The 25,388-nt window shown below is 65.9% G+C and carries 21 protein-coding genes; 17 read left to right on the forward strand and 4 right to left on the reverse strand.

Translation table 11 applies throughout. From position 1 onward, the window contains the following. Positions 1 to 91: 91 nt before the first annotated feature. From rpsO to KG104_RS06100, 3 genes are all read left to right on the forward strand, one after another. On the forward strand, positions 92 to 361 hold the full coding sequence (gene rpsO, locus KG104_RS06090; RefSeq protein WP_104055387.1) for a 30S ribosomal protein S15: 270 nt from the start codon (positions 92 to 94) through the stop codon (positions 359 to 361). Between the two features lie 322 nt (positions 362 to 683). Continuing rightward, entirely contained in the window at positions 684 to 2,909 is a 2,226-nt protein-coding gene (locus tag KG104_RS06095; RefSeq protein WP_104055388.1) for a polyribonucleotide nucleotidyltransferase, read from the forward strand. Continuing rightward, positions 2,910 to 4,307 carry a M16 family metallopeptidase gene (locus KG104_RS06100; protein ID WP_104161839.1) on the forward strand — a complete coding sequence of 466 codons (1,398 nt, stop codon included), beginning with the start codon at positions 2,910 to 2,912 and terminating at the stop codon, positions 4,305 to 4,307. A 120-nt stretch (positions 4,308 to 4,427) separates the two neighbouring features. On the opposite strand, the gene KG104_RS06105 is transcribed toward KG104_RS06100, so the two are convergent. After that, positions 4,428 to 5,153 (reverse strand): FadR/GntR family transcriptional regulator, encoded by a 726-nt coding sequence (locus KG104_RS06105; RefSeq protein WP_207347567.1) that lies wholly within the window; start codon positions 5,151 to 5,153, stop codon positions 4,428 to 4,430. Between the two features lie 182 nt (positions 5,154 to 5,335). Here KG104_RS06105 and KG104_RS18025 point away from each other — a divergent pair, with 182 nt between their 5' ends. Together KG104_RS18025 and KG104_RS06115 are read left to right on the forward strand one after the other, a co-directional pair. After that, entirely contained in the window at positions 5,336 to 7,723 is a 2,388-nt protein-coding gene (locus KG104_RS18025) for an alpha/beta fold hydrolase (RefSeq protein WP_237687003.1), read from the forward strand. Between the two features lie 48 nt (positions 7,724 to 7,771). Then, positions 7,772 to 9,295: an acyl-CoA synthetase gene (locus tag KG104_RS06115; protein ID WP_207347568.1), complete on the forward strand. Its 1,524-nt coding sequence runs from the start codon at positions 7,772 to 7,774 to the stop codon at positions 9,293 to 9,295. Positions 9,296 to 9,342: 47 nt separating this feature from the next. Here KG104_RS06115 and KG104_RS06120 read toward each other — a convergent pair whose 3' ends face one another. Both KG104_RS06120 and moaA read right to left on the reverse strand, forming a co-directional pair. Continuing rightward, a complete protein-coding gene (locus KG104_RS06120) occupies positions 9,343 to 9,630 on the reverse strand; it encodes a MoaD/ThiS family protein (RefSeq protein WP_104104586.1) in 288 nt (95 codons plus the stop codon). Beyond that, positions 9,631 to 10,803 (reverse strand): GTP 3',8-cyclase MoaA, encoded by a 1,173-nt coding sequence (gene moaA, locus KG104_RS06125; protein ID WP_237685412.1) that lies wholly within the window; start codon positions 10,801 to 10,803, stop codon positions 9,631 to 9,633. It abuts the gene before it with no gap. Positions 10,804 to 10,841: 38 nt separating this feature from the next. On the opposite strand from moaA, the gene modA reads away from it, so the two are divergent. The 9 genes from modA (at position 10,842) to KG104_RS06170 (ending at position 18,399) form a co-directional block, all read left to right on the forward strand. Then, positions 10,842 to 11,612, forward strand: a complete 771-nt coding sequence (gene modA / locus KG104_RS06130) for a molybdate ABC transporter substrate-binding protein (RefSeq protein ID WP_207347569.1) — start codon at positions 10,842 to 10,844, stop codon at positions 11,610 to 11,612. 49 nt (positions 11,613 to 11,661) lie between these two features. Continuing rightward, complete coding sequence (locus KG104_RS06135; protein ID WP_207347570.1) at positions 11,662 to 12,462, forward strand: molybdate ABC transporter permease subunit; 801 nt, start codon at positions 11,662 to 11,664, stop codon at positions 12,460 to 12,462. A gap of 128 nt (positions 12,463 to 12,590) precedes the next feature. After that, positions 12,591 to 14,129, forward strand: a complete 1,539-nt coding sequence (locus KG104_RS06140; protein ID WP_207347571.1) for a molybdopterin-dependent oxidoreductase — start codon at positions 12,591 to 12,593, stop codon at positions 14,127 to 14,129. 47 nt (positions 14,130 to 14,176) lie between these two features. Continuing rightward, entirely contained in the window at positions 14,177 to 15,523 is a 1,347-nt protein-coding gene (locus tag KG104_RS06145) for a molybdopterin molybdotransferase MoeA (protein ID WP_207347572.1), read from the forward strand. A gap of 110 nt (positions 15,524 to 15,633) precedes the next feature. Next, complete coding sequence (moaC, locus tag KG104_RS06150) at positions 15,634 to 16,122, forward strand: cyclic pyranopterin monophosphate synthase MoaC (protein WP_104055395.1); 489 nt, start codon at positions 15,634 to 15,636, stop codon at positions 16,120 to 16,122. Then, a complete protein-coding gene (locus KG104_RS06155) occupies positions 16,119 to 16,637 on the forward strand; it encodes a MogA/MoaB family molybdenum cofactor biosynthesis protein (protein WP_207347573.1) in 519 nt (172 codons plus the stop codon). The genes moaC and KG104_RS06155 overlap by 4 nt, the downstream gene beginning before the upstream one ends. After that, positions 16,627 to 17,091: a molybdenum cofactor biosynthesis protein MoaE gene (locus tag KG104_RS06160; protein WP_104161843.1), complete on the forward strand. Its 465-nt coding sequence runs from the start codon at positions 16,627 to 16,629 to the stop codon at positions 17,089 to 17,091. The genes KG104_RS06155 and KG104_RS06160 overlap by 11 nt, the downstream gene beginning before the upstream one ends. A gap of 47 nt (positions 17,092 to 17,138) precedes the next feature. Further along, positions 17,139 to 17,906: a 4-hydroxy-tetrahydrodipicolinate reductase gene (dapB, locus tag KG104_RS06165; RefSeq protein ID WP_104161844.1), complete on the forward strand. Its 768-nt coding sequence runs from the start codon at positions 17,139 to 17,141 to the stop codon at positions 17,904 to 17,906. Positions 17,907 to 17,937: 31 nt separating this feature from the next. Next, on the forward strand, positions 17,938 to 18,399 hold the full coding sequence (locus KG104_RS06170; RefSeq protein ID WP_104161845.1) for a hypothetical protein: 462 nt from the start codon (positions 17,938 to 17,940) through the stop codon (positions 18,397 to 18,399). A gap of 34 nt (positions 18,400 to 18,433) precedes the next feature. On the opposite strand, the gene KG104_RS06175 is transcribed toward KG104_RS06170, so the two are convergent. Then, positions 18,434 to 19,600 carry a heparan-alpha-glucosaminide N-acetyltransferase domain-containing protein gene (locus KG104_RS06175; protein ID WP_207347574.1) on the reverse strand — a complete coding sequence of 389 codons (1,167 nt, stop codon included), beginning with the start codon at positions 19,598 to 19,600 and terminating at the stop codon, positions 18,434 to 18,436. A 118-nt stretch (positions 19,601 to 19,718) separates the two neighbouring features. Here KG104_RS06175 and dapA point away from each other — a divergent pair, with 118 nt between their 5' ends. From dapA to KG104_RS06190, 3 genes are all read left to right on the forward strand, one after another. Next, the gene (dapA, locus tag KG104_RS06180) at positions 19,719 to 20,651 is read left to right on the forward strand and encodes a 4-hydroxy-tetrahydrodipicolinate synthase (RefSeq protein ID WP_104055401.1); all 933 of its coding nucleotides are present in this window, start codon (positions 19,719 to 19,721) and stop codon (positions 20,649 to 20,651) included. Between the two features lie 6 nt (positions 20,652 to 20,657). Then, positions 20,658 to 22,349 carry a ribonuclease J gene (locus KG104_RS06185; RefSeq protein WP_104055402.1) on the forward strand — a complete coding sequence of 564 codons (1,692 nt, stop codon included), beginning with the start codon at positions 20,658 to 20,660 and terminating at the stop codon, positions 22,347 to 22,349. 101 nt (positions 22,350 to 22,450) lie between these two features. After that, positions 22,451 to 25,369 (forward strand): FtsK/SpoIIIE family DNA translocase, encoded by a 2,919-nt coding sequence (locus KG104_RS06190; RefSeq protein WP_104161848.1) that lies wholly within the window; start codon positions 22,451 to 22,453, stop codon positions 25,367 to 25,369. Positions 25,370 to 25,388: the final 19 nt, after the last annotated feature.

Genomic DNA, 25,388 nt, shown 5'->3' on the forward strand with positions numbered 1-25,388 from the left:
TTGTGTCTTTCAGGATTTATCCTAAGGCGCCAAGATCCCCGGCAGCGCAGTGCTGACTCGGGCCTCACGGCACAACTCTAGGAGAGTTACATTGGCACTTGATCCCGTAGTCAAGCAGGAAATCATCAAGGAATACGCTCGGGCCGAAGGCGACACCGGTTCGCCCGAGGTTCAGGTTGCAGTGCTGTCGCGCCGCATCCTCGACTTGACTGAACACCTGAAGACGCACAAGCACGACCACCACACCCGCCGCGGCCTGATGGCCATGGTTGGTCGCCGTCGTCGTATGCTTTCGTACCTCAAGGATACGGACATCACCCGCTACCGTGCGCTCATCGAGCGCCTCGGCCTGCGCAAGTAGTCTTTGGAGAGGGCGGCCCCTGCGTTTCGTGGGAGCCGCCCTTTTTCAGGCAGGCATGGACACCGGCCCGACCGGAAGCGCACCTGCCCTCGAATGATCCAGGCACTACAGCAGTAACAGCACCACGGCAGTAACAGTCACATCAACAGGAGTCAGCCAGCATCGCAGCATTCGCGGTCCTCGGTAGTGGTCTCCGGGAGTTTTCGCCCGTGGACCTCGATCGAAGACCGGGTGTTGAACCGACCCGCTTCATGAGCGGTGCACGCGTTTATTGGGACGATGCTGGATGCCTCCGCCAACGAAGAAACGGAGGTGACTCTCTATGGAGGGTCCCGAAATTCAGTTCTCAGAAGCCGTCATTGATAACGGCAAATACGGCCAGCGCGTCATCCGCTTCGAAACCGGCCGTCTGGCCCAGCAGGCTGCAGGTGCAGCCACTGTGTACATCGACGATGACACCGTCCTGCTCTCGGCAACGTCCGCCGGCAAGTCCCCGCGTGAAGGCTTTGACTTCTTCCCGCTGACCGTGGACGTGGAAGAGCGCATGTACGCCGCCGGCCGCATCCCGGGCTCGTTCTTCCGCCGCGAAGGCCGCCCGTCCACCGAAGCCATCCTGGCCTGCCGTCTGATGGACCGCCCGCTGCGCCCCGCCTTCGTCAAGGGCCTGCGCAACGAGGTCCAGATTGTGGTCACCGTCCTGGCGATCAACCCGGACGTGCTGTACGACGTCGTCGCGATCAACGCCTCCTCCATGTCCACCCAGCTGAGCGGCCTGCCGTTCTCCGGTCCGATCGGCGGCGTCCGCGTTGCCCTGATCGATGACCAGTGGGTTGCCTTCCCGAAGCACTCCGAACTGGAGCGCGCAGTCTTCTCCATGGTGGTTGCCGGCCGCATCGCCGGTGACGACGTTGCCATCATGATGGTGGAAGCCGAAGCCACCGACGCCGCCTGGAACCTCATCAAGGAAGAGGGCGCCACCGCCCCGACCGAAGAGGTTGTTGCCGAGGGCCTGGAAGCTGCCAAGCCCTTCATCAAGGTTCTGTGCGAGGCACAGTCGGACCTGGCTGCCCGCGCCGCCAAGCCCACCGTCGAATTCCCGATCTTCCTGGACTACCAGGACGATGTCTACGAAGCCGTGGAAGCCGCAGCCGCTGACAAGCTGGCCAAGGTCTTCTCGATCGCTGACAAGCAGGAGCGCGACATTGCCGCCGACGAGCTCAAGGACGAAGTTGTTGCTTCGCTCTCCGAGCAGTTCGAAGGCCGCGAGAAGGAAATCTCCGCAGCATTCCGCTCCGTCACCAAGCAGGTTGTGCGCCAGCGCATCTTGAAGGACCAGGTCCGCATTGACGGCCGCGGCCTGACGGACATCCGCCAGCTCACGGCCGAGGTTGAGGTTCTGCCCCGCGTGCACGGTTCGGCCATCTTCGAGCGCGGCGAAACCCAGATCCTGGGTGTCACCACGCTGAACATGCTGAAGATGGAACAGCAGATCGACTCGCTGTCGCCGGTAACGCGCAAGCGCTACATGCACAACTACAACTTCCCGCCGTACTCCACCGGTGAAACCGGCCGTGTGGGTTCGCCCAAGCGCCGCGAAATCGGCCACGGTGCCCTGGCAGAGCGCGCGCTCATGCCGGTGCTGCCGTCGCGTGAAGAATTCCCGTACGCCATCCGCCAGGTCTCCGAAGCCCTGAGCTCCAACGGTTCCACCTCCATGGGTTCGGTCTGCGCCTCGACGCTGTCCATGCTCAACGCCGGTGTTCCGCTGCGCGCTCCGGTTGCCGGCATCGCCATGGGCCTGGTCTCCGACCAGGTTGACGGCGAAACCCGCTACGCCGCCCTGACCGATATCCTCGGCGCCGAAGATGCTTTCGGCGACATGGACTTCAAGGTTGCCGGTACCTCCGAGTTCGTCACGGCCATCCAGCTGGACACGAAGCTCGACGGCATCCCCGCTTCCGTGCTGGCAGCAGCGCTGAAGCAGGCCCGCGAAGCCCGCCTGCACATCCTGGGCGTCATGGACGCCGCGATCGACACGCCGGACGAACTCTCCGAGTTCGCCCCGCGCATCATCTCGGTGAAGATCCCCGTGGACAAGATCGGCGAGGTCATTGGCCCGAAGGGCAAGATGATCAACCAGATCCAGGAAGACACCGGCGCTGACATCTCCATCGAAGATGACGGCACGGTCCTGATCGGTGCAACCGACGGCACTTCCGCCGAGGCTGCCCGTGCGGCGGTCAACGCGATCGCCAACCCGCAGGTCCCCGAGATCGGCGAGCGTTACCTGGGTACGGTTGTGAAGACCACCACGTTCGGTGCCTTCGTTTCTCTGACCCCGGGCAAGGACGGACTGCTGCACATCTCCGAGCTGCGCAAGCTCGCCGGCGGCAAGCGCGTTGACAATGTTGACGAGGTTGTCTCCGTCGGCCAGAAGATCCAGGTGGAAATCACCAAGATCGACGACCGCGGAAAGCTCTCCCTGTCTCCGGTTGTTGCTGACGACGCCGAAGGCGAAGAAGCAGCGGAAGCCGAGTCCGCAGAGTAAATGTCACACCTTGCTGATGGAAACCGTCCCGATGCCGGACATGCTCCGGCATCCGGGACGGTTGTCCGCCTTCCGCTGACCACTCTTCCCGGCGAACCGTCCCTGGTGATGGGAACTCCGGGAGGCGCCGTCGTGCACCGTTCCGTCCTTCCGGGCGGCGTGCGCGTACTGACCGAGGCCATGCCCGGCCAGCGAAGTGCGACCATCGGTTTTTGGGTTGGTGTCGGCTCGCGGGATGAAGCCGCGGGCCGGCACGGCTCAACCCACTTCCTTGAACACCTGCTGTTCAAGGGCACCACGCGCCGTTCCGCGCTGGACATTGCGCTGGCCTTTGACGAGGTTGGCGGGGAATCCAACGCGGCCACGGCCAAGGAAAGCACCTGCTATTACGCACGGGTGCTGGACACCGATCTGCCGATGGCCATTGACGTCATCACGGACATGATCACCTCCGCGGTCCTGGACCCGGAGGAACTGGAGCAGGAACGCGACGTCATCCTGGAAGAAATCGCCATGGATGCCGATGACCCCGCCGACCTGTGCCACGAAAAGTTTGCGGAAGCCGTGCTGGGCGACCACGCCCTGGGCCGGCCCATCGGCGGCACCCCCGAAGCGATCAAGAGCGTTCCGCGCGAAGCTGTGCTGGAGCACTACCGGCGCTACTACCGTCCCTCCGAGCTGGTGGTCACCGCCGCCGGCGGACTGGAGCACGACGACGTCTGCGCCATGGTGCTCGACGCCCTGAAGAAGGCAGGCTGGGATCTGTCCGAGGACGCCGTTCCGGCTCCCCGGCGGAACACCGAACCTGCCGTCATCACCGGCACCGCCGGTGTCCAGGTCATCAACCGCCCGGTTGAACAGGCGAACGTGGTCATGGGCTGCCCGTCGCTGACGGCCACCGACGACCGCCGCTTTGCCATGAGCGTCCTGAACACCATTCTGGGCGGCGGCATGTCCTCGCGCCTGTTCCAGGAGATCCGTGAAAAGCGCGGTCTCGTGTACTCCACGTACTCCTTCTCCGCGTCCTACGCCGACGCCGGTTACTTCGGCATGTACGCAGGCTGCTCACCGGCCAAAACCCGCCAGGTCATCGACCTGATGGGCAGCGAGCTGGAACGACTGGCGGCTGAGGGCGTGGACGAAGCCGAGCTGAAGAAAGCCCGCGGCCAGATCGCCGGCGGCATGGTCATGGCGCTGGAAGATTCCAGCTCGCGCATGTCACGCCTGGGCCGGGCCGAATTGGTCAGCGGAGAGTTCATCGACATCGACGAATCCCTCGCCCGCATCGGTGCCGTCACCGCAGAGGAAGTGCAGGCGCTGGCAGCCGAACTGGCCGCCGCCCCGCGCACTATCACCGTGGTGGGCCCGTTCAAGTCCGCGGCGGAACTGGGCTTCTAGGCTCTTTACGAAAGGCACACCCGGCGTGGACCGCGTCCCGGGTGTGCCTTTGCCGTTTAACCGCCGAGCTCCTGAGCCTATCCGCCCGCGAAGGACGGCATTCAGTGCCGTTGATATACGTCAGGGGTGTTGGCTGGGTGCGCTGTTCTCGCGGGGAAGGTAGGGGCGCCAGCCCACGGTGGATTCCACCATGACGGCGTACGCGGCTTCACGGTCCCGGCTTTCCAAGGCTGCTGTCATCCGCATAAAGAATGCCAGGCGAGCACGAAGACCTTCTTCGTTTACGGCACCGCCCATGGTTGATATCGGCACCCCTTCACGTTCCAGGATGTCCAGCAGTGCACCGTAGACCGGACGCAGCATGGCGTTTGGCGACAAGGAGAGCACGTGTCTTTGATAATTGGTGCATGCCTTCATGAAGCCGTTCATGTCCCAGGTCTTAATCGACTGTTCCATCTGCCCCAGGTGTTCGCGCAAACGGGTTATGTCGGCCATGGTCGCGTGATCCAGTGCATCCGATACGACGAGCGGATCGAGGGTGTTGCGCATTCGCAGGGCCTCAGCCACGCTGGGGTCGCCGGTGTCCAGGGTCATCAGCTCGCCACCGAGGCGGCCAAGGACGGTCCGTTCAACAGCAAAGATGCCCCCGCCGGGACCCCGGCGGACCTCCACGGCGCCCCGGTCCTGCGCGATTTTCAGACCCTCGTTGAAAGAGCCGGAAGATGCTCCGCTCCGTTCGCGGAGCTCATTCTTCTGCCCCAGGCGTGCCCCGGGCGGGGAGCTCTCGGAAAGGGATGACAGCAGGGCAGCCACGTCATGGGCGCGACTGCTTGATTGGATCGACATCCGGCCTTCTTTCTGCCCTAAGAGTTCGAGCCGCTCGGATTGCTCCTTGACGGGAGTGTGCACTCAGTCTAGGCTCAAAATTCATAGTGATGAATGTGATATTCATCATATCTTATTGGGCTGTTCGTCACCTCTCTGGTTCGAGGCCCTGTTTTCACCGAGTACATCTTCAAAGGAGAACGATGATCGAGGCCAGTACGCACGTAGACGTCCTGATTATCGGAGCCGGCCTGTCCGGTATTGGTGCCGCTGCCCATCTCGTCAGGGAGTGTCCCGGTAAGCGGTACGCGGTCCTGGAGTCGCGCGGTGCCATTGGCGGGACCTGGGACCTGTTCCGCTACCCCGGCATCCGCTCCGATTCGGACATGTACACCTTCGGCTACTCCTTCAAGCCGTGGAAGGATCCGAAGGTGATCTCCGAGGGGGAACCGATCAGGCGCTACGTCGAGGAGACCGCCGACGAGTACGGAATTACCAGCCACATCCGGTTCCACCACCGAGTCTTGTCAGCGGACTGGTCCACGGCCGACGCCCAATGGACGGTAACCGCAGAGCGGACAGACACGGGGGAGGCCGTTAGATTCACCGCCTCGTGGGTCATTGGTGCCACCGGGTACTACCGCTACGACGAAGGCTACCGCCCGGTGTTTAAGGGTGAGGAGGGCTTCCGCGGGCAGATTGTGCACCCCCAGCACTGGCCCGAGGATCTTGATTACACGGGCAAGCGTGTGGTTGTCATCGGCAGCGGTGCCACCGCTGTGACACTGCTCCCGAGCATGGCCGATAAGGCCGCGCACGTCACCATGCTGCAACGCACTCCCACGTACATCGCGTCCGTGCCGGCCGCCGATCCTCTGGCCGATGTATTGCGGCGCGTGCTCCCTGCATCCGGGGCCTATTCGGTCCTGCGGTGGAAGAACTGGCTGAACCTGCACCTGCGGTACACACTGAGCCGCAGTAAGCCCGACATGGTTCGTGCCAAGATCCGTAAGGACGCCATCAAGCTGCTTCCCGCGGGGTACGACGTCGATACGCACTTCAATCCGCCCTACAACCCGTGGGACCAGCGCATTTGTGCGGTCCCTGACGGCGACCTGTTTACTGTCCTGCGCGGCGGCAAAGCCTCTATTGTCACCGGCAACACCCGGACCTTCACCGAGGACGGGATCGAGCTTGAGTCCGGCGAGCAGCTGCCCGCTGACATTATCGTGACGGCCACCGGGCTGAATCTGCAGTGGCTGGGCGGCATGACATTGAGCATCGACGGCGAGAAAGTCAACGTCGGCGAGCGCTTCGTCTATAAGGGCATGATGATCTCCGGTGTGCCCAACCTGAGCGTGGTCTCGGGGTACACCAACGTTTCCTGGACCCTGAAGGCCGATTTGATCAGCCGATACACATTCCGTCTGCTGCGGCATCTGGACGCGAACGGGTATGCCAGCGCAACCCCGCTCACCCCCGCAGATGAAACTCCCCATCCTTTCCTCGATCTCGACGCCGGCTACATCCGGCGGGGAGTCGACGGGATGCCTAAGCAGGGTTCGCGGGTGCCCTGGCGGCTGCACCAGAACTATATGAAGGACATCCGGCTCTTCAGTGGCCGGCTTGAGGACGGGTCCATCAGCTTCCAGCGCAACGACGGCGTTCCGGCCTCCCGGCCGGCGCTGGCAGAGGGGCTCAATACTCCTCATACTCAGAGCGTCCTGGTTGGGGGCGGACAGGTCCGGTACCGCGACGAGGGGGAGGGCACCCCGGTGGTGCTGGTGCACGGAATCGGCCGCAGCCTCGAGGACTGGACCGAGCAGCACGAGTTGCTCGCCGGCCACGGGTACCGCGTCGTAAGCGTCGACCTGGCTGGCTTCGGTGAATCCGCGCCTCTGGGCGAACCGTACACGCTGCCGGCCTTGGCCCGCTTCCTGGCGGCCTTCCTGGACGCGGTGGGTATCGCTTCGCCCGCGCACCTGGTGGGCAACTCCCTCGGCGGAGCTGTCGCCATGCAACTGTCGCTGCAGTCTCCCGAGCGGGTGCGCAGCCTCGTGCTCGCCGGCAGTGCCGGCTTCGGGCGCGAGGTCGCCCTGCCGGTCCGGCTGATGTCGGTCCGGCCGCTGGGCAAACTGCTCATGGGCAAGCCCAGTCCGGCCTCGGCACGACGCGTAGAGCTCAACCTCTTCCACGACCCTGCGCTGGTCACAGACGAGAGGGTTGACCGTGGATTCCGTTTGGCCTCGAGACCGGACGCCACCCGCGTCTTCCTGGACACCGCTGCGGCACTGGGCACAATCCGCGGTTCCCGCGAGGCCTGGCGCGAGGAGTTGATGGCCGGAGTCGCAGCGCAGCGCGTACCCGCCCTGGTCGTGTGGGGGGACAAGGACAAGATCTTCCCGTTCGCCCATCTCGCCGCCGCCGGCAAACACTTGCCGCAGGCCCGCACCCACGCCTTCCGAGACACCGGGCACATGCCGCAGATCGAGCGGGCCGCGGAATTTGCCAGTCTGATCCGCGGCTTCTGGGCCGAGGCGCCCCTCCCGCCCGAACCCGCCGGCGAAGATACCCTCACCGCATCCCGCTGACCAAGCGCCTAAGACCCCCGTCCTCAAACCGAAAGCAGACCACACGACATGCCCAGCCTTCAGAACTTAGGAATCGGATCCTGGCCGCGCCGGCGGGCAACGCTGAGCCCCCATCGAGTAGCAGTGGAGTTCGAGGGTGCAGCGCTGACATTCGCACAGTTCGCTGCCCGGGTGGAATCACTCTCCGCGTGGCTGGCCCGTCAAGGGGTTGGTCCGGGCGACCGGGTGGCCTACTGGGGCGTCAATCACCCGGCGCTGCTCGAGACCCTGTTCGCCACGACGCGGATCGGGGCGATCTCCGTGCTGGTCAACGCCCGGCTTGCGCCTGCAGAGGCGGAGTACATCCTGAAGGACAGCGGTGCGCTCGTGCTCTTCTTCGGGCGGGAGCAGGCCGAAGCCACCAGGATGATCGCCGAGAGGATCCCCGCCGGCGTTCTGGTGGACATCGATGGAACCGGGACGGCCGAAGTTGCCTACGGGCAGCTGCCCGTTGATTCGCAGCCGGTGCCCGAGGCCAACTGTGGACTGGATGATCCCGCGGTGCTGATGTATACCTCCGGTACCACCGGTCGGCCCAAAGGTGCGCTGCTCACTCACGGCAACCTGTTCTTCAACGACATCAATGTCCTCATCGATTCGGACATCCGCCCTGACGAGGTGTGCCTCGCGGCTGCCCCGCTGTTCCACATCGCCGGGCTCAACGGGCTTGTGCTGCCGACCTTCCTCAAAGGCGGCACCATCGTGGTGCACCGGCGGGTGGAGCCGGAAGCCATCTTCTCGGCAATCCAGGATCGAGGGGTGACCAGCATGTTCGCGGTGCCGTCAATTCTCGATGCCCTCGCGCACCATCGCCTGTTCAGCACAACTGACTTGTCGTCGCTGCGGAACATCGTCGTCGGCGGGGCGCCGGTACCCGAACGCATTCTGCGCAGCTGGGCTGCGCGGGACGTGGCTGTCCAACAGGGCTACGGTCTGACGGAAACTGCCCCGATGGTGCTCAAACTTAACGGCCAGGAAGGGATCGGCAAGGCCGGCTCCGCCGGCAAGCCGCAGTTCCTCGTCGATGTGCGCCTCGTCGCCCCGGGCGGTGAGCCGGCACGCCCGGGGGAGATCGGGGAAATCCAGACTGTAGGTCCCAACGTCATTCACGAGTATTGGCAGCGCCCCGACGCTACTGCCGCGGCGTTTACTGACGGCTGGTTCTGCACCGGGGACGCAGCGGAGAGGGATGAAGAGGGCTATTACTGGATCAGGGACCGGTACAAGGACATGTATGTCTCCGGTGGAGAGAACGTGTATCCGGCCGAAGTGGAGACCGCGCTGCTGAACGTGCCCGGTGTCGCCGAAGCCGCCGTCGTCGGGGTGCCCGACGACCAATGGGGTGAAGTTGGCAAGGCATTCGTCGTGCCCGATACAGGCTTTGAGATCAGGAGCGGGGAGGACATCCGCGAGGCGGTGGCTCCAATCCTGTCCCGGTTCAAGATCCCTAAGTACATCGAGATCATCGACCACATGCCCCGCACCTCCACCGGTAAATTGCTCAAAACGGAGTTGCGCAACCGCGAAGGATAAAAGGAACAGAAGAGTGCGTAATGGTTCCTGCCGCCGGCGATCTGCGGCTACCCGCCGGCGAAGGGCGGCAGAATGTCCACAGTGTCTGACGCAGCCAGCGGCAGGGACCGGTCCCGGGCAGCAAACCCGTTGACCAGGAAGGTGCTGCGCGAAATCACACTCTTCAGCGGGGGAGTGCCCCCGGGGGCCGAATCATGCCGGGTGGCCAGAAAGTCCAGCAGGTCACTCAGCGGGGCACCCTCGGCAACGCCGTCCACGCCGGGCTCCAAGCCGGCCAGGATTTCTTCTTCCACGCCGGCCGCCGCCTTCGCGGCTCCAAAATATCGAATCTGCACTTAGCCGCCTATCGCGCTCATGGTCCGGTCCGGCTGCACGTAGTCAGCGTCTCCCAGACCGGCATGGTCCATTCCGTGGGCTTTGGGCTTGCCCCACATGGCGTCCTGCCAGCGGGCCGCCACCTCGTCATCGCCGGTTCCGGTCCGGAGAAGTTCCATCAGGTCGGTTTCCTCGTGCGAAAACAGGCAGCTGCGCACCTTGCCCTCGGCCGTGATCCGCGTTCGCCGACAGTCCGCGCAGAACGGTTCGGTGACCGAGGCAATGATGCCCACGATGCCGGCCACAACATCGGGAGCGCTGCGTCGCCGGACTTCCCAGCGTTCGGCGGGCGCGCCGTCGCGCTGCCGCGGATCAGGAGTGAGGATGAAGTCCCGTTCCAGCCAGCCGCGGATCTCCGCCGCGGAAATCATACCCTCGCGGGTCCAGCCGTGGTCTGCGTCCAGCGGCATCTGCTCAATAAACCGCAGCTCAAAGCCGTGGCTGACGGCCCATTCGAGCAGGTCCGGTGATTCGACGTCGTTGATGCCGCGCATCAGGACCGCATTGATCTTGATCAGTCCCAGCCCCACGCGCGCCGCTTCCTCCACTCCGGCCAGCACCCGGGGCAGGAACGGCCGGCGGGTCAGCTGGGCGAAGGTATCCGGATGCAGCGAATCCAGCGACACATTGATACGGGTCAGACCGGCGTCCTTGAGCGCCTGCGCTTTTTTGTCCAGGCCCAGACCGTTGGTGGTCAGCGAGATGGGAAGGTCCGGATGGTTGCTGCGGATTCCCGCCACAATGTCCACCAGATCGGCGCGCACGAGGGGTTCGCCACCGGTCAGGCGCAGTTCCCGGACTCCGAGCACGTCCACGCCGATCCGCACCAGCCGGATAATCTCTGCGGCACTGAGGACCCTGTCCTTGGCCAGCCAGTCCAAACCCTCGGCGGGCATGCAGTAGGTGCAGCGCAGATTGCACTTGTCTGTTAGGGAAAGCCGCATATCGGTGGCCCGGCGTCCGTACCGGTCCAGCAGCCCGTCGGCGCTGCGGACGCCGGCTGCCGCCGCGGAGCCGTAGGCAACGGGTCCGCCGTCAGGAACGACGGAGTCACTCGAAACGGGGGCGCACCCGGCGGAGCCGGCCGCGCTTGGAGGCGAGCCGATGGACGGCATTCCCAGCTGGATACCCATGGGTCGAGGTTACGCCCTTTCACGGTTAGGCTCTATCAATGCGTTTTATCCGTCATAACCGGCCACTTCTGGCTGCCTCCGCTGCCCTGCTGGCTGTTGCGGCCGGCTGTTCCGCGCCCGCGGACAGCGGCGCGGGGACGCAGGCACCCGACATCACGGTATTCGCCGCTGCTTCCCTCACCGACGTGATCGAAGCCATGGATGAAGCCTACGACGGCGGTGGCCGGCTGCGCATCAACCTCGGCTCAAGCGCCCAGCTCAGTGGACAGCTTTTGTCCGGCGCCAAGGCCGACATCGTCATCACTGCGGACCTGGAGGCCATGGACGCGGTCCGGGAGGAGGGGCTGACAGCGTCCGGCCGGGTAGTCGCCGGAAATGCCACTGTCCTGGCGCTGGCCCCCGGGAATCCAGGGAAGGTGAGGTCACTTGCCGATTTGTCCTCGGAAGAAGTGCAGACTGCCGTCTGCGCAGCCTCAGTGCCGTGCGGCCGGGCTGCGGCGCGCGTGCTGGAAAGCGCCGGCGTGGCGCTGGACGGGGAAAGCCGGGAGGACAGCGCCCGGGCGGTCCTGACCAAGGTGACAACGGGACAGGCGGATGCCGGGCTGGTGTACCAAACCGACGCGCTCTCGGCTGCGAACCAAGGGGTGACGTATGTTGAACTGAATGATCCCGAACCGAACCAGTACCCCGCGGCGCTGACTGCGGAGGGAGCGAAGCATGAGGCAGCAGTCCGATTCTATGAGTGGCTTACAGGTGAGGACGCCGCCCGGATCTTCCGCGAGGCAGGCTTCCGTCCTCCGGGACAGTGACCGGGGCAGTGGCAGAGGCAATGACCGTGAGCCGGAACGGGGCAGCGCAATGAACCGTGAAGCACGAGCCACCACACCGGCATGGCTGTGGATTCCTGCATCGCTGGCGCTGCTGTTCTGCGCCGGCCCGGTGGCGGCGCTCCTGCTCAACGTCCCCTGGACCTCGCTGGGCTCACTGCTGACCGCCTCCGAAGCCCGCACGGCGCTGGGACTGTCGCTGGCCACGTCTGTGGGCTCCACGCTGATCTGCGTAGCGCTGGGCCTGCCGCTGGCGGTGCTCTTCAGCAAGCTGTCCGGGCCATGGATGCAGTTGCTGCGCGGCATCCTGCTCATTCCGCTGGTGCTGTCCCCGGTGGTGTCCGGCATTGCCCTGCTGTACTTCTGGGGACGGCAGGGAATCGCAGGCCGGCTGCTGGAATCCGCAGGCCTGGGCGTGGGTTACTCGCCGGCCGCGGTCCTGATTGTGCAGGTGTTTGTCTCGCTTCCGTTCTTTGTGGTGGCATCGCTGAGCAGCCTGCGGGCCGTTGACCATGACCTGGAAATGGCCGCCGCCACCTCCGGAGCCGGGCCCACCGCAATCCTGCGCTACATCACCGTGCCGCTGGCACTGCCCGGCATCATTGTCGGCGCTCTGCTCGCCTTCGCCCGTTCCCTGGGCGAGTACGGCGCCACCATCACCTTCGCCGGCAGCATCGAGGGCCGCACCCGTACCCTGCCGCTGCAGATCGAGCTCAGCCTGAACTCCAACCAGCCGGAAATCGCGCTGGGGATCTGCCTGATCCTGATCTCGCTCTACCTGGTGCTGCTGGCGCTGGCACGCTTCGGGGTGGCACTGCTGCTGCCGCGCTGACCGGCCGCACCGGGCTTCTCAGCATCCGCCCAGCCGGTACCGATAGAACAGACCAGCAGGAGACCAGCGGAAAACAAAACCGCGATGGACAACCCATCGGCGGCGGAACATCAACAGAAGCGAGCGGCATGATACGCACGGCCTCGAAACTCTCCCTGTGGGCCGCCGCTGGGGGCATCGTGGCGGCGGGCCTTGGCGTGGTTGCCGGGGAGCTTTCGGCAGCGCTGATGAGCCCGTCGCTTTCGCCGGTGAGCGCGGTGGGTTCCGTGGTCATCGACGGGATGCCCGGACCGGTGAAGGACTGGGCCATCGGCCTGTTCGGAACGGCGGACAAGGCGGCGTTCCTGGTGGCCATGTCTGCGGTCATCGCGCTGTGCGGTGCGGCTGCCGGTGTCCTGCAGCTGCGCCGCCCGCCGGCGGGCGCCGTCGTGATCGGTCTTTTGGGTGCGGCCGGCCTGGCCGCCGTACTGACCAGGGCACAGATGAGCGTGCTGTCCCTGCTGCCCCCGCTCCTGGCCGCCGCGGTGGGAATCCTGGTGCTGCGGGCGCTGACCACCCGACTCGGGCGGTGGCGCGATTCGCTCCCCGAAGAAGCCGGTGCCAGGCGCCGCGATGTTCTAATGACCATCGGCGGAGGGGCAGCGGTGGGCGTGGTGGCGGGCGCACTGGCCGGCGGTTCACGCGCGGGACAGGTGAACGCGGTGGCTCTGCGCGACGGTGTGGTCCTGCCCGCTGCGGTGACCCCGGCAGCGCCGGTCCCCGCCGGAGCGGATCTCGGGATCACCGGGCTGGACCCCGTGATTACACCGGCCGCAGATTTTTACCGCATCGACACCGCGCTGAGCGTTCCGCTGGTCGATGCCGGTGAATGGACCCTCAAGGTCACGGGCCTGGTGGACCGGGAGGTGGAGATCAGCTTTGCCGAGTTGCTCGCCAAGCCGCTGCAGGAAAGCTATGTCACGCTCGCGTGCGTTTCCAACGAAGTGGGCGGCAGCCTGGTCGGCAACGCCAAGTGGCTGGGCTGGCCGGTCCGGAACCTGCTTGCCGCGGCCGGTGTTCAGAACGGCGCCGACATGGTGCTGTCCACCAGCCGGGACGGGTGGACGGCTTCCACCCCGCTCGAAGCCCTGACGGACAACCGTGACGCTCTGTTGGCCGTAGGCATGAACGGTGAACCGCTGCCGCTGGAACACGGCTTTCCGGTGCGCCTGGTGGTGCCGGGACTGTACGGGTACGTGTCGGCGACCAAGTGGGTCACGGAACTGAAGGTCACCCGGTTCAGCGACGAAGTGGCCTACTGGACCCAGCGCGGCTGGACCGAACGCGGGCCGGTCAAGCTGTCCTCCCGTATCGACACACCCTCCCGGGGTGCTTCGCCGGATGCCGGAAAAACCACTGTGGCCGGCATGGCCTGGGCTCAGCACACCGGCATCCGCGGGGTGCAGGTAAGGGTCGACGACGGCGGCTGGCAGGACGCTGACCTGGCTCCCGCGATCTCGGCCGACACCTGGGTGCAGTGGTCCGCCGGCGTTGATCTGAGCCCGGGTGAACACACAGTCACCGTCCGGGCCATCGACGCCAACGGCACCGAACAGGATGAAACACAGCGGCCGGTTGTACCCGACGGTGCCACCGGCCTGCATACAATTCGAGTGAATGCCAAGTAACACCAGCTGTCCCCGTCTCGTCAATTCCGCCCGCCCCTAGGAGTCCGGTGTCCACACCCACCACCACGCCAGCCGATGAGCCGGGGGCTCGTCCAGCCGGTCCGGGCGCGCCGCGCAGCGTGGCCGGGCATCAGGAGGCCGTGCTTGATCTGCTCGCGGCCGGATTCCGCGAGCGCCCGCCGGGCCAGGAAGACACTGACCTGATCAGCGCCCGGGGACGGATCCTGGCAGCTGACGTCGCTGCCCCCGGAAACCTGCCGCCCTTCGCGAACTCGCAGATGGACGGCTACGCCGTTTCCTCCGCGGATCTGGCCGGGCCGGGGAAGCGCGTTGAACTGGCGGTGGCGGCAGCCATTCCTGCCGGCTCCGAGCCTGCCGCCCTGGCACCGGGCACAGCCGCGCCCATCATGACCGGGGCTATGCTCCCGTCCGGAGCGGACGCCGTCGTGCCCATTGAGCAGGCGGTACCGGACTCGTTTCCGCCCGCAGCATCGAGCCCTGCGGTCGAGACCACGGCCGGAGCGGCGGCCCGGCCCACCGTTGCGCTCCCGGCCGGAGTTCCCGCCGGACAGTATGTGCGCGGCGCCGGCAGCGACATCCGCGCCGGAGCTGAGGCCCTGCCGGCCGGAACAGTCCTGGGTCCCGGGCAGCTGGGCCTGCTGGCAGCGCTGGGGCTGGCGCGGGTGGCGGTGCGGACCCGGCCCCGGATCCTCCTGCTGACCACAGGCGACGAGGTGGTGGAACCGGGCCGGCCGCTGCAGCCTGGACAGATCCACGATGCCAACACCACCCTGCTGCGGGCCCTGCTGGAGGAAGCCGGAACCACAGTGCTGCTCACCCGGGTACTGGCCGACTCGCCGGAGGAGTTCCGAACCCGGCTGCAGGAGGACCTCACCTCCCTGCAGCCTGATCTCGTCATCACCTCGGGCGGCATCAGCAAGGGTGCCTACGAAGTGGTCAAGCAGGGGCTGGCCGATCAGGATGTGCGGTTCCTGTCGGTGGCGATGCAGCCCGGCGGCCCGCAGGGGATCGGCAGGGTTGCCGGCATTCCGTTTCTGGCGTTTCCCGGCAACCCGGTCAGCTGTGTGGTGTCCTTTGAAATGTTCCTGCGCCCGGCGCTGGGCTCAGTGACCGGGCTGCCCCGTCCGCGCCCGGAACTGCCCGCGCTGCTGACCGGCGACGTTCACAGCCCTGCAGGCAAGCACCAGGTCCGGCGCGGCCGGTACCTGCCCCCCGCTGAACCCGGCGGCACCGGGCAGGTGGAACTGCTGGGCGGAGCCAGCTCCCATCTCGTCCACGCCCTGGCCTCATCCAATGCCCTGGTTCATCTGCCCGCGGGACGGGATTCCTTCCCCGCCGGCACCGAAGTGACAGTATGGCTGTTGGACCGCTAGCCCAAACCCGGATTCCGACCAACACCAAGACTCCAAGACCAACCAAGACTGTATAAACCAGCACCAAAACCAAGCGTGGAGCCCAGCTTCACACACGAAGGGAAATACTCATGGCCGGCAGCGACGAGCAGCAGCTCGGGCTCACCCATGTCCGCGAAGACGGCTCCGCCCACATGGTGGATGTCTCCGCCAAGTCCGAAACCACGCGCGAGGCCACGGCGCAGGCCCGGCTGCGCACCACCGCCGAGGTGGTGCAGCTGGTGTCCGAGGGCGGACTGCCCAAGGGGGACGCCCTGGCCGTGTCCCGCATCGCCGGAATCATGGGCGCCAAACAGACCTCCACCCTGATCCCGCTGTGCCATCCGCTGCCCCTGACCAAGGTGACCGTGGACTTCGAAGCCGGGGAAGCCGACGTCGTCATCCGTGCCACAGCGAAGACCAAGGCCCTCACCGGCGTGGAAATGGAAGCGCTGACCGCCGCGACGGTGGCGGCCCTGACCCTCTACGACATGATCAAAGCGGTGGACAAGCACGCCTCCATCAGCGACATCCGGGTGCTCGCCAAATCCGGCGGCAAGAGCGGAGACTGGAGCCTGTGAGCACCCTGCCCAACGTCCCGCAGCACCCGCATCAGCAGCCGCGCCGCACTGCGGCCGTTCTCATTGCTTCCACCCGCGCCGCCCGCGGCATCTATGAGGATGAATGTGGTCCCCTGGCCGCGGACTGGCTCTATGCCCTCGGGTTCGATGTTGTGCTCGCCGAGGTGGTGCCCGACGGCGACGCGGTGGGGGAGGCGCTGCAGCGGATGCTCGCGCTGGAGCCGGCAGTGATCCTCACCAGCGGCGGGACCGGGCTCAGCCCCGACGACCGCACCCCTGAACAGACGCTCCCGCTGCTGGACCGGGAAGTACCCGGGATCATGGAAGCGCTGCGTGCGGACGGCCGCACCAAAACCCCCATGGCCGCCATCAGCCGCGGCCACGCCGGAACCGCCGGACGGACGTTCATCGTGAACCTGCCCGGCTCGCCCGGGGCCGTGGCGGAAGGCCTGGCCGTGCTGGAACCGGTCATCGGACATATCTGCGGACAGTTGGAAGGACACAATGAGCACTGACAGCACAGGCGGCAACGGGACGGAAAGCGCCTCCGAGGTCGTCAACGCCACGGTCTCGGACCTGCCCCTGAACGCCGAGCATGCAAACGGCGCAGCATGGTCGCCGGCCTGTGGCGCCGTGGTGGGGTTCAGTGGAATTGTCCGCAACCACGACGGCGGCCGAGGCGTCGCCAGCCTGTCCTACAGTGCGCATCCCAGCGCCGAAGAGGTCATTGCCGCGGTGGCAGCCGACATTGCGGCGAAATATGACGGCGTCCGGATTTGGGTGGGGCACCGGACCGGTCCGCTGCAGATCGGCGACGCCGCCCTGGTGGCCGCCGTCGCCTCCGCGCACCGGGGCGTGGCGTTCGCCGCCTGCTCCGAACTGGTGGACACCGTGAAGGAACGGGTGCCTATCTGGAAGGAGCAGGGATTCCAGGACGGAACAACCGAGTGGGTGGGCGTCAGCGGCTGACCCGGCCGGTGTCACGGGGGCTTCGCTGTGACCGGTAATCTGGAGGCATGACTGAGCAACTAGCCGTAGCCGTCCTCGGGGCCGCCGGCCGCATGGGATCCGAAGCCGTGAAAGCCGTTGAAGCTGCACCGGACCTCAAGCTGGTGGCGGCACTGGGCCGCGGGGATTCGCTGGACACCCTCGTCTCTTCCGGCGCGCAGTACGTCATTGACCTCACTGTTCCGGACAGCACCGAAGCCAACGTCCGCTTCGCCGTCGAGCACGGCATGCATGCCGTGGTCGGCACCACCGGCTGGGACGCGGACCGGCTGGAACGCCTCTCCGCTCTCCTGGAGGAGCATCCCGGCACTGCCGTCCTGATTGCTCCGAACTTTGCCCTTGGCTCAGTCCTGGCCACGGCGTTTGCGGCCCAGGCTGCCCGGTACTTCGAGTCGGTGGAAGTCATTGAGCTGCATCACCCGGACAAGATCGACGCGCCGTCCGGAACAGCGGTGCGCACCGCAGCACTGATTGCGCAGGCGCGTGCCGAAGCGGGAGTGGAACCGTCACCGGATGCCACCACCAAGGAGGTTCCCGGCGCGCGCGGCGCGGACATTGACGGTGTCCGTGTGCACTCCGTCCGGCTGCGCGGACTGGTGGCACACCAGGAAGTGCTCTTTGGAGGCGCAGGGGAGCAGCTCACCATCCGCCACGATTCCTTCGACCGGGCATCCTTCATGCCTGGAGTCCTGCTGGGGGTTCGCGAAGCCGCAGCCCACCCGGGACTGACCGTCGGCCTTGACGGTTATCTCAATCTCAGCGCGTCCAACTCCTGAACGCCGCACCCCTGATCGCTTAAGGAACACGTTGTCTTTCTTCTCCGGGCTTTTCACGAACAAAGCCAAGATCGGCGTTTTGCTGGTCACCCTCCTGCTGGTGTTTTACATGGTGGTCGCGTTCCAGCGCGGCTGGACGCTGCTGACCGCTGACGAACTCAGTGCCAAGGCACTCGGTGCAGCCTATTTGGTGCTCCCCATTGTGGGAGCCTGGGCACTGATCCGCGAACTCCAGTTCGGTGCCAAGACCGAAAAAATGGCGCACATTCTCGCTGACGAGGGCGGGTTGCCGGTGGACAATCTTCCGCGCACGCCCGGCGGCCGGATCATCCGGGAGGCTGCCGACGCCGAATTCCCGAAGTACCAGGCCGAGGTCGAGGCTCAGCCCGCCTCCTGGCGCGCGTGGTTCCGGCTGTCCTGCGCGTACGACGCCGCCGGCGACCGCAAACGCGCCCGCAGCGCCATGCGCCGCGCCGGAAGCCTGTACAAATAGCGGTTCCGGAACGCTTCCTCCGGCACGGATAAGGCTATGTGCCGGTCCGGGAGCCCTGCCGGACCAGCTGTGAGGCACCGTGGGTCACCAGTTCCAGGGGTCCGCGGGAGCCGAGTTTGAGAAAACCGATGCCGATGCCGGCAGCGGCGATGGCTGAAAGCCAGAACAGCAGCACCGGTTCCGGCGGCGTTGGGGAGGCGTCGGTGACGGACATGACCCACACATGCAGGCTGTACAGGGTCAGCGTCATGGCCCCGGCGGCGGACAGCGGCAGCAGCAGGTTGGGTCGGGCCCGGGTCAGCAGCAGGCAGACGCCGACGACGGCGGCCGAGGTTCCGGCTGTGTGCAGCAGGTCCAGCGGAGTTCCCGAGTGGGGGCCGCTGACCGCGAGCCACCACCAGGATCCGGTCTGTTCCACACCCGCCAGGTTGACTTCCATCATCCGCGCCAGGGGCCAGATGCGTCCGGAATTGGTGTCCAGGATGGCGTCCAGCCCGCCCTGCTCCAGCAGCAGGTAATAGCTGAGGAACTTCGCTCCGGCGGCGGCAACAATCCCGGCCGCAACCAGACCCGCCTGAACCGTCAGTTCCGCCAGCTTCAACCGGCCGATGAGCAGTCCGATCAACAGGTAGCTCAACCACTGGAACACCGGATAAAAACCGGTGAAGAAGACATCCGCGGCCAGCGTTCCCGGCTCCAGGAACGCCTCCCAGCCGATATTGCTGCCCAGCGTGGCGGGAGAAACATGGGTGTAGATCCAGGGCCGGACCAGATAGGCCACGGCGGGGGAGAGCAGCAGCCAGCCGCCGGCCCACAGCGCCAGCTTTGGGACGCGCATGCCTACAAAGGGCAGGGCAAGCAGGAACAGGACGCCGTAATGGAACAGGATGACGGCGATGGAGGTGTCCAGCCCGCCAAGCGTCAATCCGACCAGGGCGATGATCAGGGCACGCATGGCGATGCCGCGGCGGTCCGCTGACAATGCCCGGCCGGAGCGCGGCTGGCTGCCCCCGGTGAGCAGCGCCAGGCCAATCCCGGCCACTACCGCAAACAGGGCCGAGGAACGGCCGGAAAACACCAGTCCCGTCCAGCTCGGCTCACCGGTCTGCTCGTTGTACAGGGAAAAGATGTGGGTCGCCATCATGCCCAGAAGCGCAACGCCCCGGGCCGCGTCGATACCCGTAAGGCGCCGTCCGATCATGATCCGATCGTCTCACAGCGGCCCTCAACTTCCGCAGCGCCGCCGGGATGGCTTCACGGGCGCCGCGAACAGGGTGCGCATTGTCCCAAGGATGCGTGCACCGGGTAACGTTTTACCCATGGCTGACTCTGATATTCGTGCACTTCCGTTTGGAACCCTCGTCACCGCAATGGTGACACCGTTCACCGAGGACGGAGCCGTGGACTTCGACGCCACGGCCCAACTTGCCAACAAGCTGGTGGAAGACGGCTGTGACGGCCTGGTGGTTTCCGGAACCACGGGTGAAACCTCCACCCTGGAGGACAGCGAAAAGGAAGACCTGTTCCGGGTCGTCGCCGAAACCGTGGGCGGCCGCGCGAAGGTTATTGCCGGAACCGGAACCAACCACACATCCCACTCCGTGGAAATGGCCCGGCGGGCGCTCCGGGCAGGGGCCGACGGCCAGCTTGTCGTGACGCCGTATTACAACAAGCCCACCCAGGCCGGCGTCGTCGCGCATTTCGAAGCGGTTGCCGCCGCCACCGACCTGCCGATCATGATCTACGACATTCCCGGCCGTGCCGGCATCGCGCTTTCCACGGACACCCTGGTCCGGCTCGCCAACATCCCCTCGGTCCTGGCACTGAAGGACGCAAAGGCGGACTTCGCCGCCGTCACCCGCGTCCTGGCCAACACCACCCTCGATGTCTACGCCGGCGACGACGGCCTGACCCTGCCGTGGATGGCCGCCGGAGCCGTGGGCGTGGTCAGCGTGAGCGCCCACGTGGCCACCGCCCAGTTCCGCGCACTCGTGGATGCCGCCGCCGCGGGGGATTTCGCCACCGCCCGGCGGATCCATTTCGAACTGGATCCCGTGATCCGCGCTGTCATGACCCACATTCCCGGCGCCGTGTCCGCCAAGCAGATCCTGAAAATGCAGGGAGTCATTCCCAATGCAACCGTCCGGCTGCCGCTCGTGGGCCCGGACGCCGTCGAAATGGAGACGATCCTGACAGACCTGGCCGAAGCCGGCTGGGACTTCTCCCGTGCCCGCTCCGAGAGTAAGGCGTAGGGCACCATGATCGAAACAGCGGATTCCGTCCTGAGAACCCCGCCGGCCCTGGCAGAGGACACCCTGCGGATCGTTCCGCTGGGCGGCCTTGGCGAGATCGGCCGCAACATGGCCGTCTTTGAGATCAACGGCAAGCTGCTGATCGTGGACTGCGGCGTCCTCTTTCCGGAAGAGAACCAGCCGGGCGTGGACCTGATCCTGCCGGACTTCTCCTACATAGAAGACCGGCTGGACGACGTCGTGGGCGTGGTTCTTACCCACGGCCACGAGGACCACATCGGTGCGGTTCCGTACCTGCTGCGGCTGAAGCAGGACATTCCGCTCATTGGTTCCCAGCTGACCCTGGCCCTGGTGGAGGCCAAGCTGCAGGAACACCGCATCAAGCCGTTCAGCTTCACGGTTACTGAGGGGCAGGTGGAACAGTTCGGGCCGTTCGAGTGCGAATTCGTGGCCGTGAACCACTCCATTCCGGATGCCCTGGCCGTGTTCATCCGCACCGCCGGCGGAACGGTCCTGCACACCGGCGACTTCAAGATGGACCAGCTGCCGCTGGACGGCCGGATCACTGACCTGCGGGCCTTTGCCCGGCTGGGACAGGAGGGCGTGGACCTTTACATGGCGGACTCCACCAACGCCGATGTTCCGGGGTTCACCACGGCTGAGCGGGAAATCGGCCCGGTGCTGGAGGCCCTGTTCGGCAAGGTGAAGAAACGCATCATTGTTGCGTCCTTCTCTTCGCATATCCACCGGGTCCAGCAGGTCCTGGACGCGGCAGCCGTGCATAACCGCAAGGTCTGCTTCGTGGGCCGGTCCATGGTGCGCAACATGGCCATTGCCGAGAAACTCGGGTACCTCAACGTCCCGGACGGCATCCTGGTGGATCTCAAGAATGTCGATGACTTGCCCGATGACCGGCTCGTGCTGATGTCCACCGGATCCCAGGGGGAGCCGATGGCTGCCCTGTCCCGCATGGCCAACGGCGATCACCGGATCCGGGTGGGAAGGGGAGACACCGTCATCCTGGCCTCGTCCCTGATACCCGGCAATGAAAATGCCGTCTTCCGGGTCATCAACGGCCTGATGAAGCTCGGCGCCGACGTGGTGCACAAGGGCAACGCCAAGATCCACGTTTCAGGACACGCCTCGGCCGGCGAACTGCTGTACACCTACAACATTCTCAAGCCGAAAAACGCCATGCCCGTCCACGGGGAGACCCGGCACCTGATCGCCAACGGCAAGCTCGCCGAAGCAACGGGCGTGCCCGCGGAGAACGTGATCCTGGCCGATGACGGAACAGTGGTGGACCTGCGCGACGGGAAAGCCAGCGTGGTGGGCGCCGTGGAGTGCGGCTTCGTCTATGTGGACGGCTCCAGCGTCGGCGAGATCACCGACACCGACATCAAGGACCGTGTCATCCTCGGCGAGGAAGGCTTCATCTCCGTTATCACCGTGGTCAACCGCAGCACCGGCACCATTGTCTCCGGTCCGGAGATCCACGCCCGGGGCTTCGCGGAAGGCGACGCGGTGTTCGACGAAATCAAGCCCAAGATCAGCCAGGCGCTGGAAGAAGCGGTGACCTCCAACAAGGACCACACCACGTACCAGCTGCAGCAGGTGGTCCGCCGCGTGGTGGGGACCTGGGTCAACCGGCGCCTGCGCCGGCGCCCGATGATCGTTCCGGTGGTCCTGGAAGCCTGAGCTCCGAATCGTCCCGGAATGCAGCCGGGATCAACTTCGACGGGGTCGGGCAGACGCGCAAATCCGCGGATTGCCCGGCCCCATCGGGTACGGTGGAGCGTATGGCCACTCGTACTTCCCCTGCCGCGCGCGGCGGTGCTTCCGGCCGGACCACCAGCCGGAACGCCGGGGGCACCTCAGGAAAAAGCTCCGGCAAAACCCAGCCCCGGGGCAAGGCGACCGGCCGCTCCGGTACCGCCGGCAAAGCGCAGGCCGACGCCGAACAGGTGCCGCTTCCGCTGCGCGCGGTTCAGGGCGCTTGGATGGCAGTGGCCAGGCTCGCCGGTGCGGGCATCCGCAAACTCGGTGCCGACGTCAGTCCTGACCGCGACATCCGCCGGGACGGCACCGGATTCTTCCTGATTCTCACGGCGCTGGCCGTTGCCACGGTTGAGTGGTGGGCCCTGCGCGGTCCGGTGGCCGACATCATCCATGCCGGCGCGGCCGGCACCTTCGGCTGGATGGCCGTCGTCGTGCCCTTCCTGCTCCTTACCGGTGCCGTCAGGCTCTTCCGCTACCCGGAACGCCACCGCGCCAACAGCCGGATCAGCATCGGTTTGACCCTTATTCTTTTCGCCGGCTCCGGCATCACTCACATTGTGGGCGGTTCCCCCGCGCTTTCGGACGGATTTGACCGGCTGTGGGCTTCGGGCGGCATTGTCGGCTTCCTGGTGGCCGGACCGCTCTCTGCCGCGCTGACTGCGTGGCCGGTGGCGATCCTGCTCGGCTTCCTGGTGTTCGTGGGCCTGCTCATCATCACCGCCACGCCCTTCCGGCATATTCCGCTGCGCCTGCGGGGCCTGTATGAGCACCTCATGGGTCAGGACCTCGCCCCGGATGATCCCGAGGCACACGACCAGAGCTACCTCTACGAACGGGACCGCCGCCCGGCGAAGGCACCGAAAAAGAAGTCACGGATGTTCGGCCGCAATGCCGAAGCCGGTGAGGAGATCCCCGTGGAAGGCTTCGCCGGGGACGAGGCATTCGAACGTGCCGTCCTGGCCGACGAAGACGAGGAAGCGGCAGCAGCGGCCAAAGCCGAGCCTGCCGTCCCGCCGGGAGTCCGCCGCCCCACCCGGTCCGAACTGGCCACGCAGAAGATCCGCCGCGAGCAGGGACTCCCCGTGGACAACGTGTTCGACGGCGCCGAGCCGCCCACCGAAGCCATTGCCATGGTCCCCGAAGCTGCCGAGACCCTTGCCGCCCCCGTACTGCCCGCGGTGCCGCCGGTTCCGGCACGCACGGTCCGGAACCTCACCCCGGCCACGCCCATTCCGCAGCGCACTGAACAGCTGCAGCTCTCGGGTGACGTGACCTACACGCTTCCGCCGTCCGAGTTCCTGCCCGCCGGTCCGCCGGCGAAGGAGCGCTCCGAAGCCAATGACGCCGTCGTCGACGCCCTGACCAACACGCTGGACCAGTTCAAGGTCGAAGCGCACGTTACCGGTTTCAGCCGCGGACCCACGGTCACCCGCTACGAAATCGAGCTGTCCCCGGGCACCAAGGTGGAGCGGGTCACCGCCCTGTCTAAGAATATTTCCTACGCCGTCGCCTCTTCGGACGTGCGCATCCTGTCTCCGATTCCGGGCAAGAGCGCCATCGGCATCGAAATCCCGAACGCGGACAAGGAAGTGGTGGCCCTGGGCGACGTGCTGCGCTCCAATGCCGCCCGCAAGACCGAACACCCGATGGTCATGGGTGTGGGCAAGGATGTGGAGGGCGGCTTCGTGGTTGCCAACCTCGCGAAGATGCCGCACCTGCTGGTGGCCGGTGCCACCGGTGCCGGTAAGTCCTCCTTCGTGAACTCCATGATCACCTCCATTCTTATGCGCTCCACCCCGGACGAAGTGCGCATGGTGATGGTGGACCCCAAGCGCGTGGAACTGACCGCCTACGAGGGCGTGCCGCACCTGATCACTCCGATCATCACCAATCCGAAGAAGGCCGCCGAGGCCCTGCAGTGGGTGGTCCGGGAAATGGACACCCGTTATGACGACCTTGCCAACTTCGGCTTCAAGCACATTGATGACTTCAACAAGGCCGTCAAGCTCGGGAAGGTCATTCCGCCGGCCGGGTCCAAGCGTGTGGTCAAGGCTTACCCGTACCTGCTGGTGATCGTTGACGAGCTCGCTGACCTGATGATGGTTGCCCCGCGCGACGTTGAAGATTCCATTGTGCGCATCACCCAGCTTGCCCGTGCAGCAGGCATCCACCTGGTGCTCGCAACGCAGCGCCCGTCCGTGGACGTGGTCACCGGACTGATTAAGGCGAACGTGCCTTCGCGCATGGCCTTTGCCACGTCGTCGGTCACCGACTCCCGCGTGGTCCTGGACCAGCCAGGTGCTGAAAAGCTGCTGGGCCAGGGTGACGCCCTGTTCCTGCCCATGGGCGCCAACAAGCCCATCCGCGTCCAGGGTGCCTGGGTCACCGAATCGGAAATCCACCGGGTGGTGGAGCATGTCAAGGGCCAGCTGGGCGCGGTCTACCGCGAAGACGTCACCGTCAGCGCGCCCAAAAAGCAGATCGAAGACGACATTGGCGACGACATGGATGTGCTGCTGCAGGCCACGGAACTGGTGGTCACCACGCAGTTCGGTTCAACCTCCATGCTTCAGCGCAAGCTGCGTGTCGGTTTCGCCAAGGCCGGGCGCCTGATGGACCTGCTGGAGTCGCGCGGCGTCGTCGGGCCCTCCGAGGGCTCCAAGGCCCGCGACGTGCTGGTCAAGCCTGATGATCTGGCTGCCACGCTGGCGGCCATCAGCGGGGGAGAGGCCGCCGGCGGCCCCGGGGCCGCTGAAACCGCAGCGCTGGCGGAAAACGCCAACGTCAACCACGGCTTCGAACCCGGCTCTCCGGACGGCCCGGTTGACCTGGTGGCCCAGGATCTGGAGGGCCGGCAGCAGGCCACCGAGTATTACGACGGCGAAGGCGGCGACGAAGACGGCGGATCCGAGGACGCGTGGAGTCTGACCGGGCGCTGAATCCCCGCTAGGCTGGAAG

This window comes from Arthrobacter sunyaminii, from assembly GCF_018866305.1.
GTDB lineage: Bacteria > Actinomycetota > Actinomycetes > Actinomycetales > Micrococcaceae > Arthrobacter_B > Arthrobacter_B sunyaminii.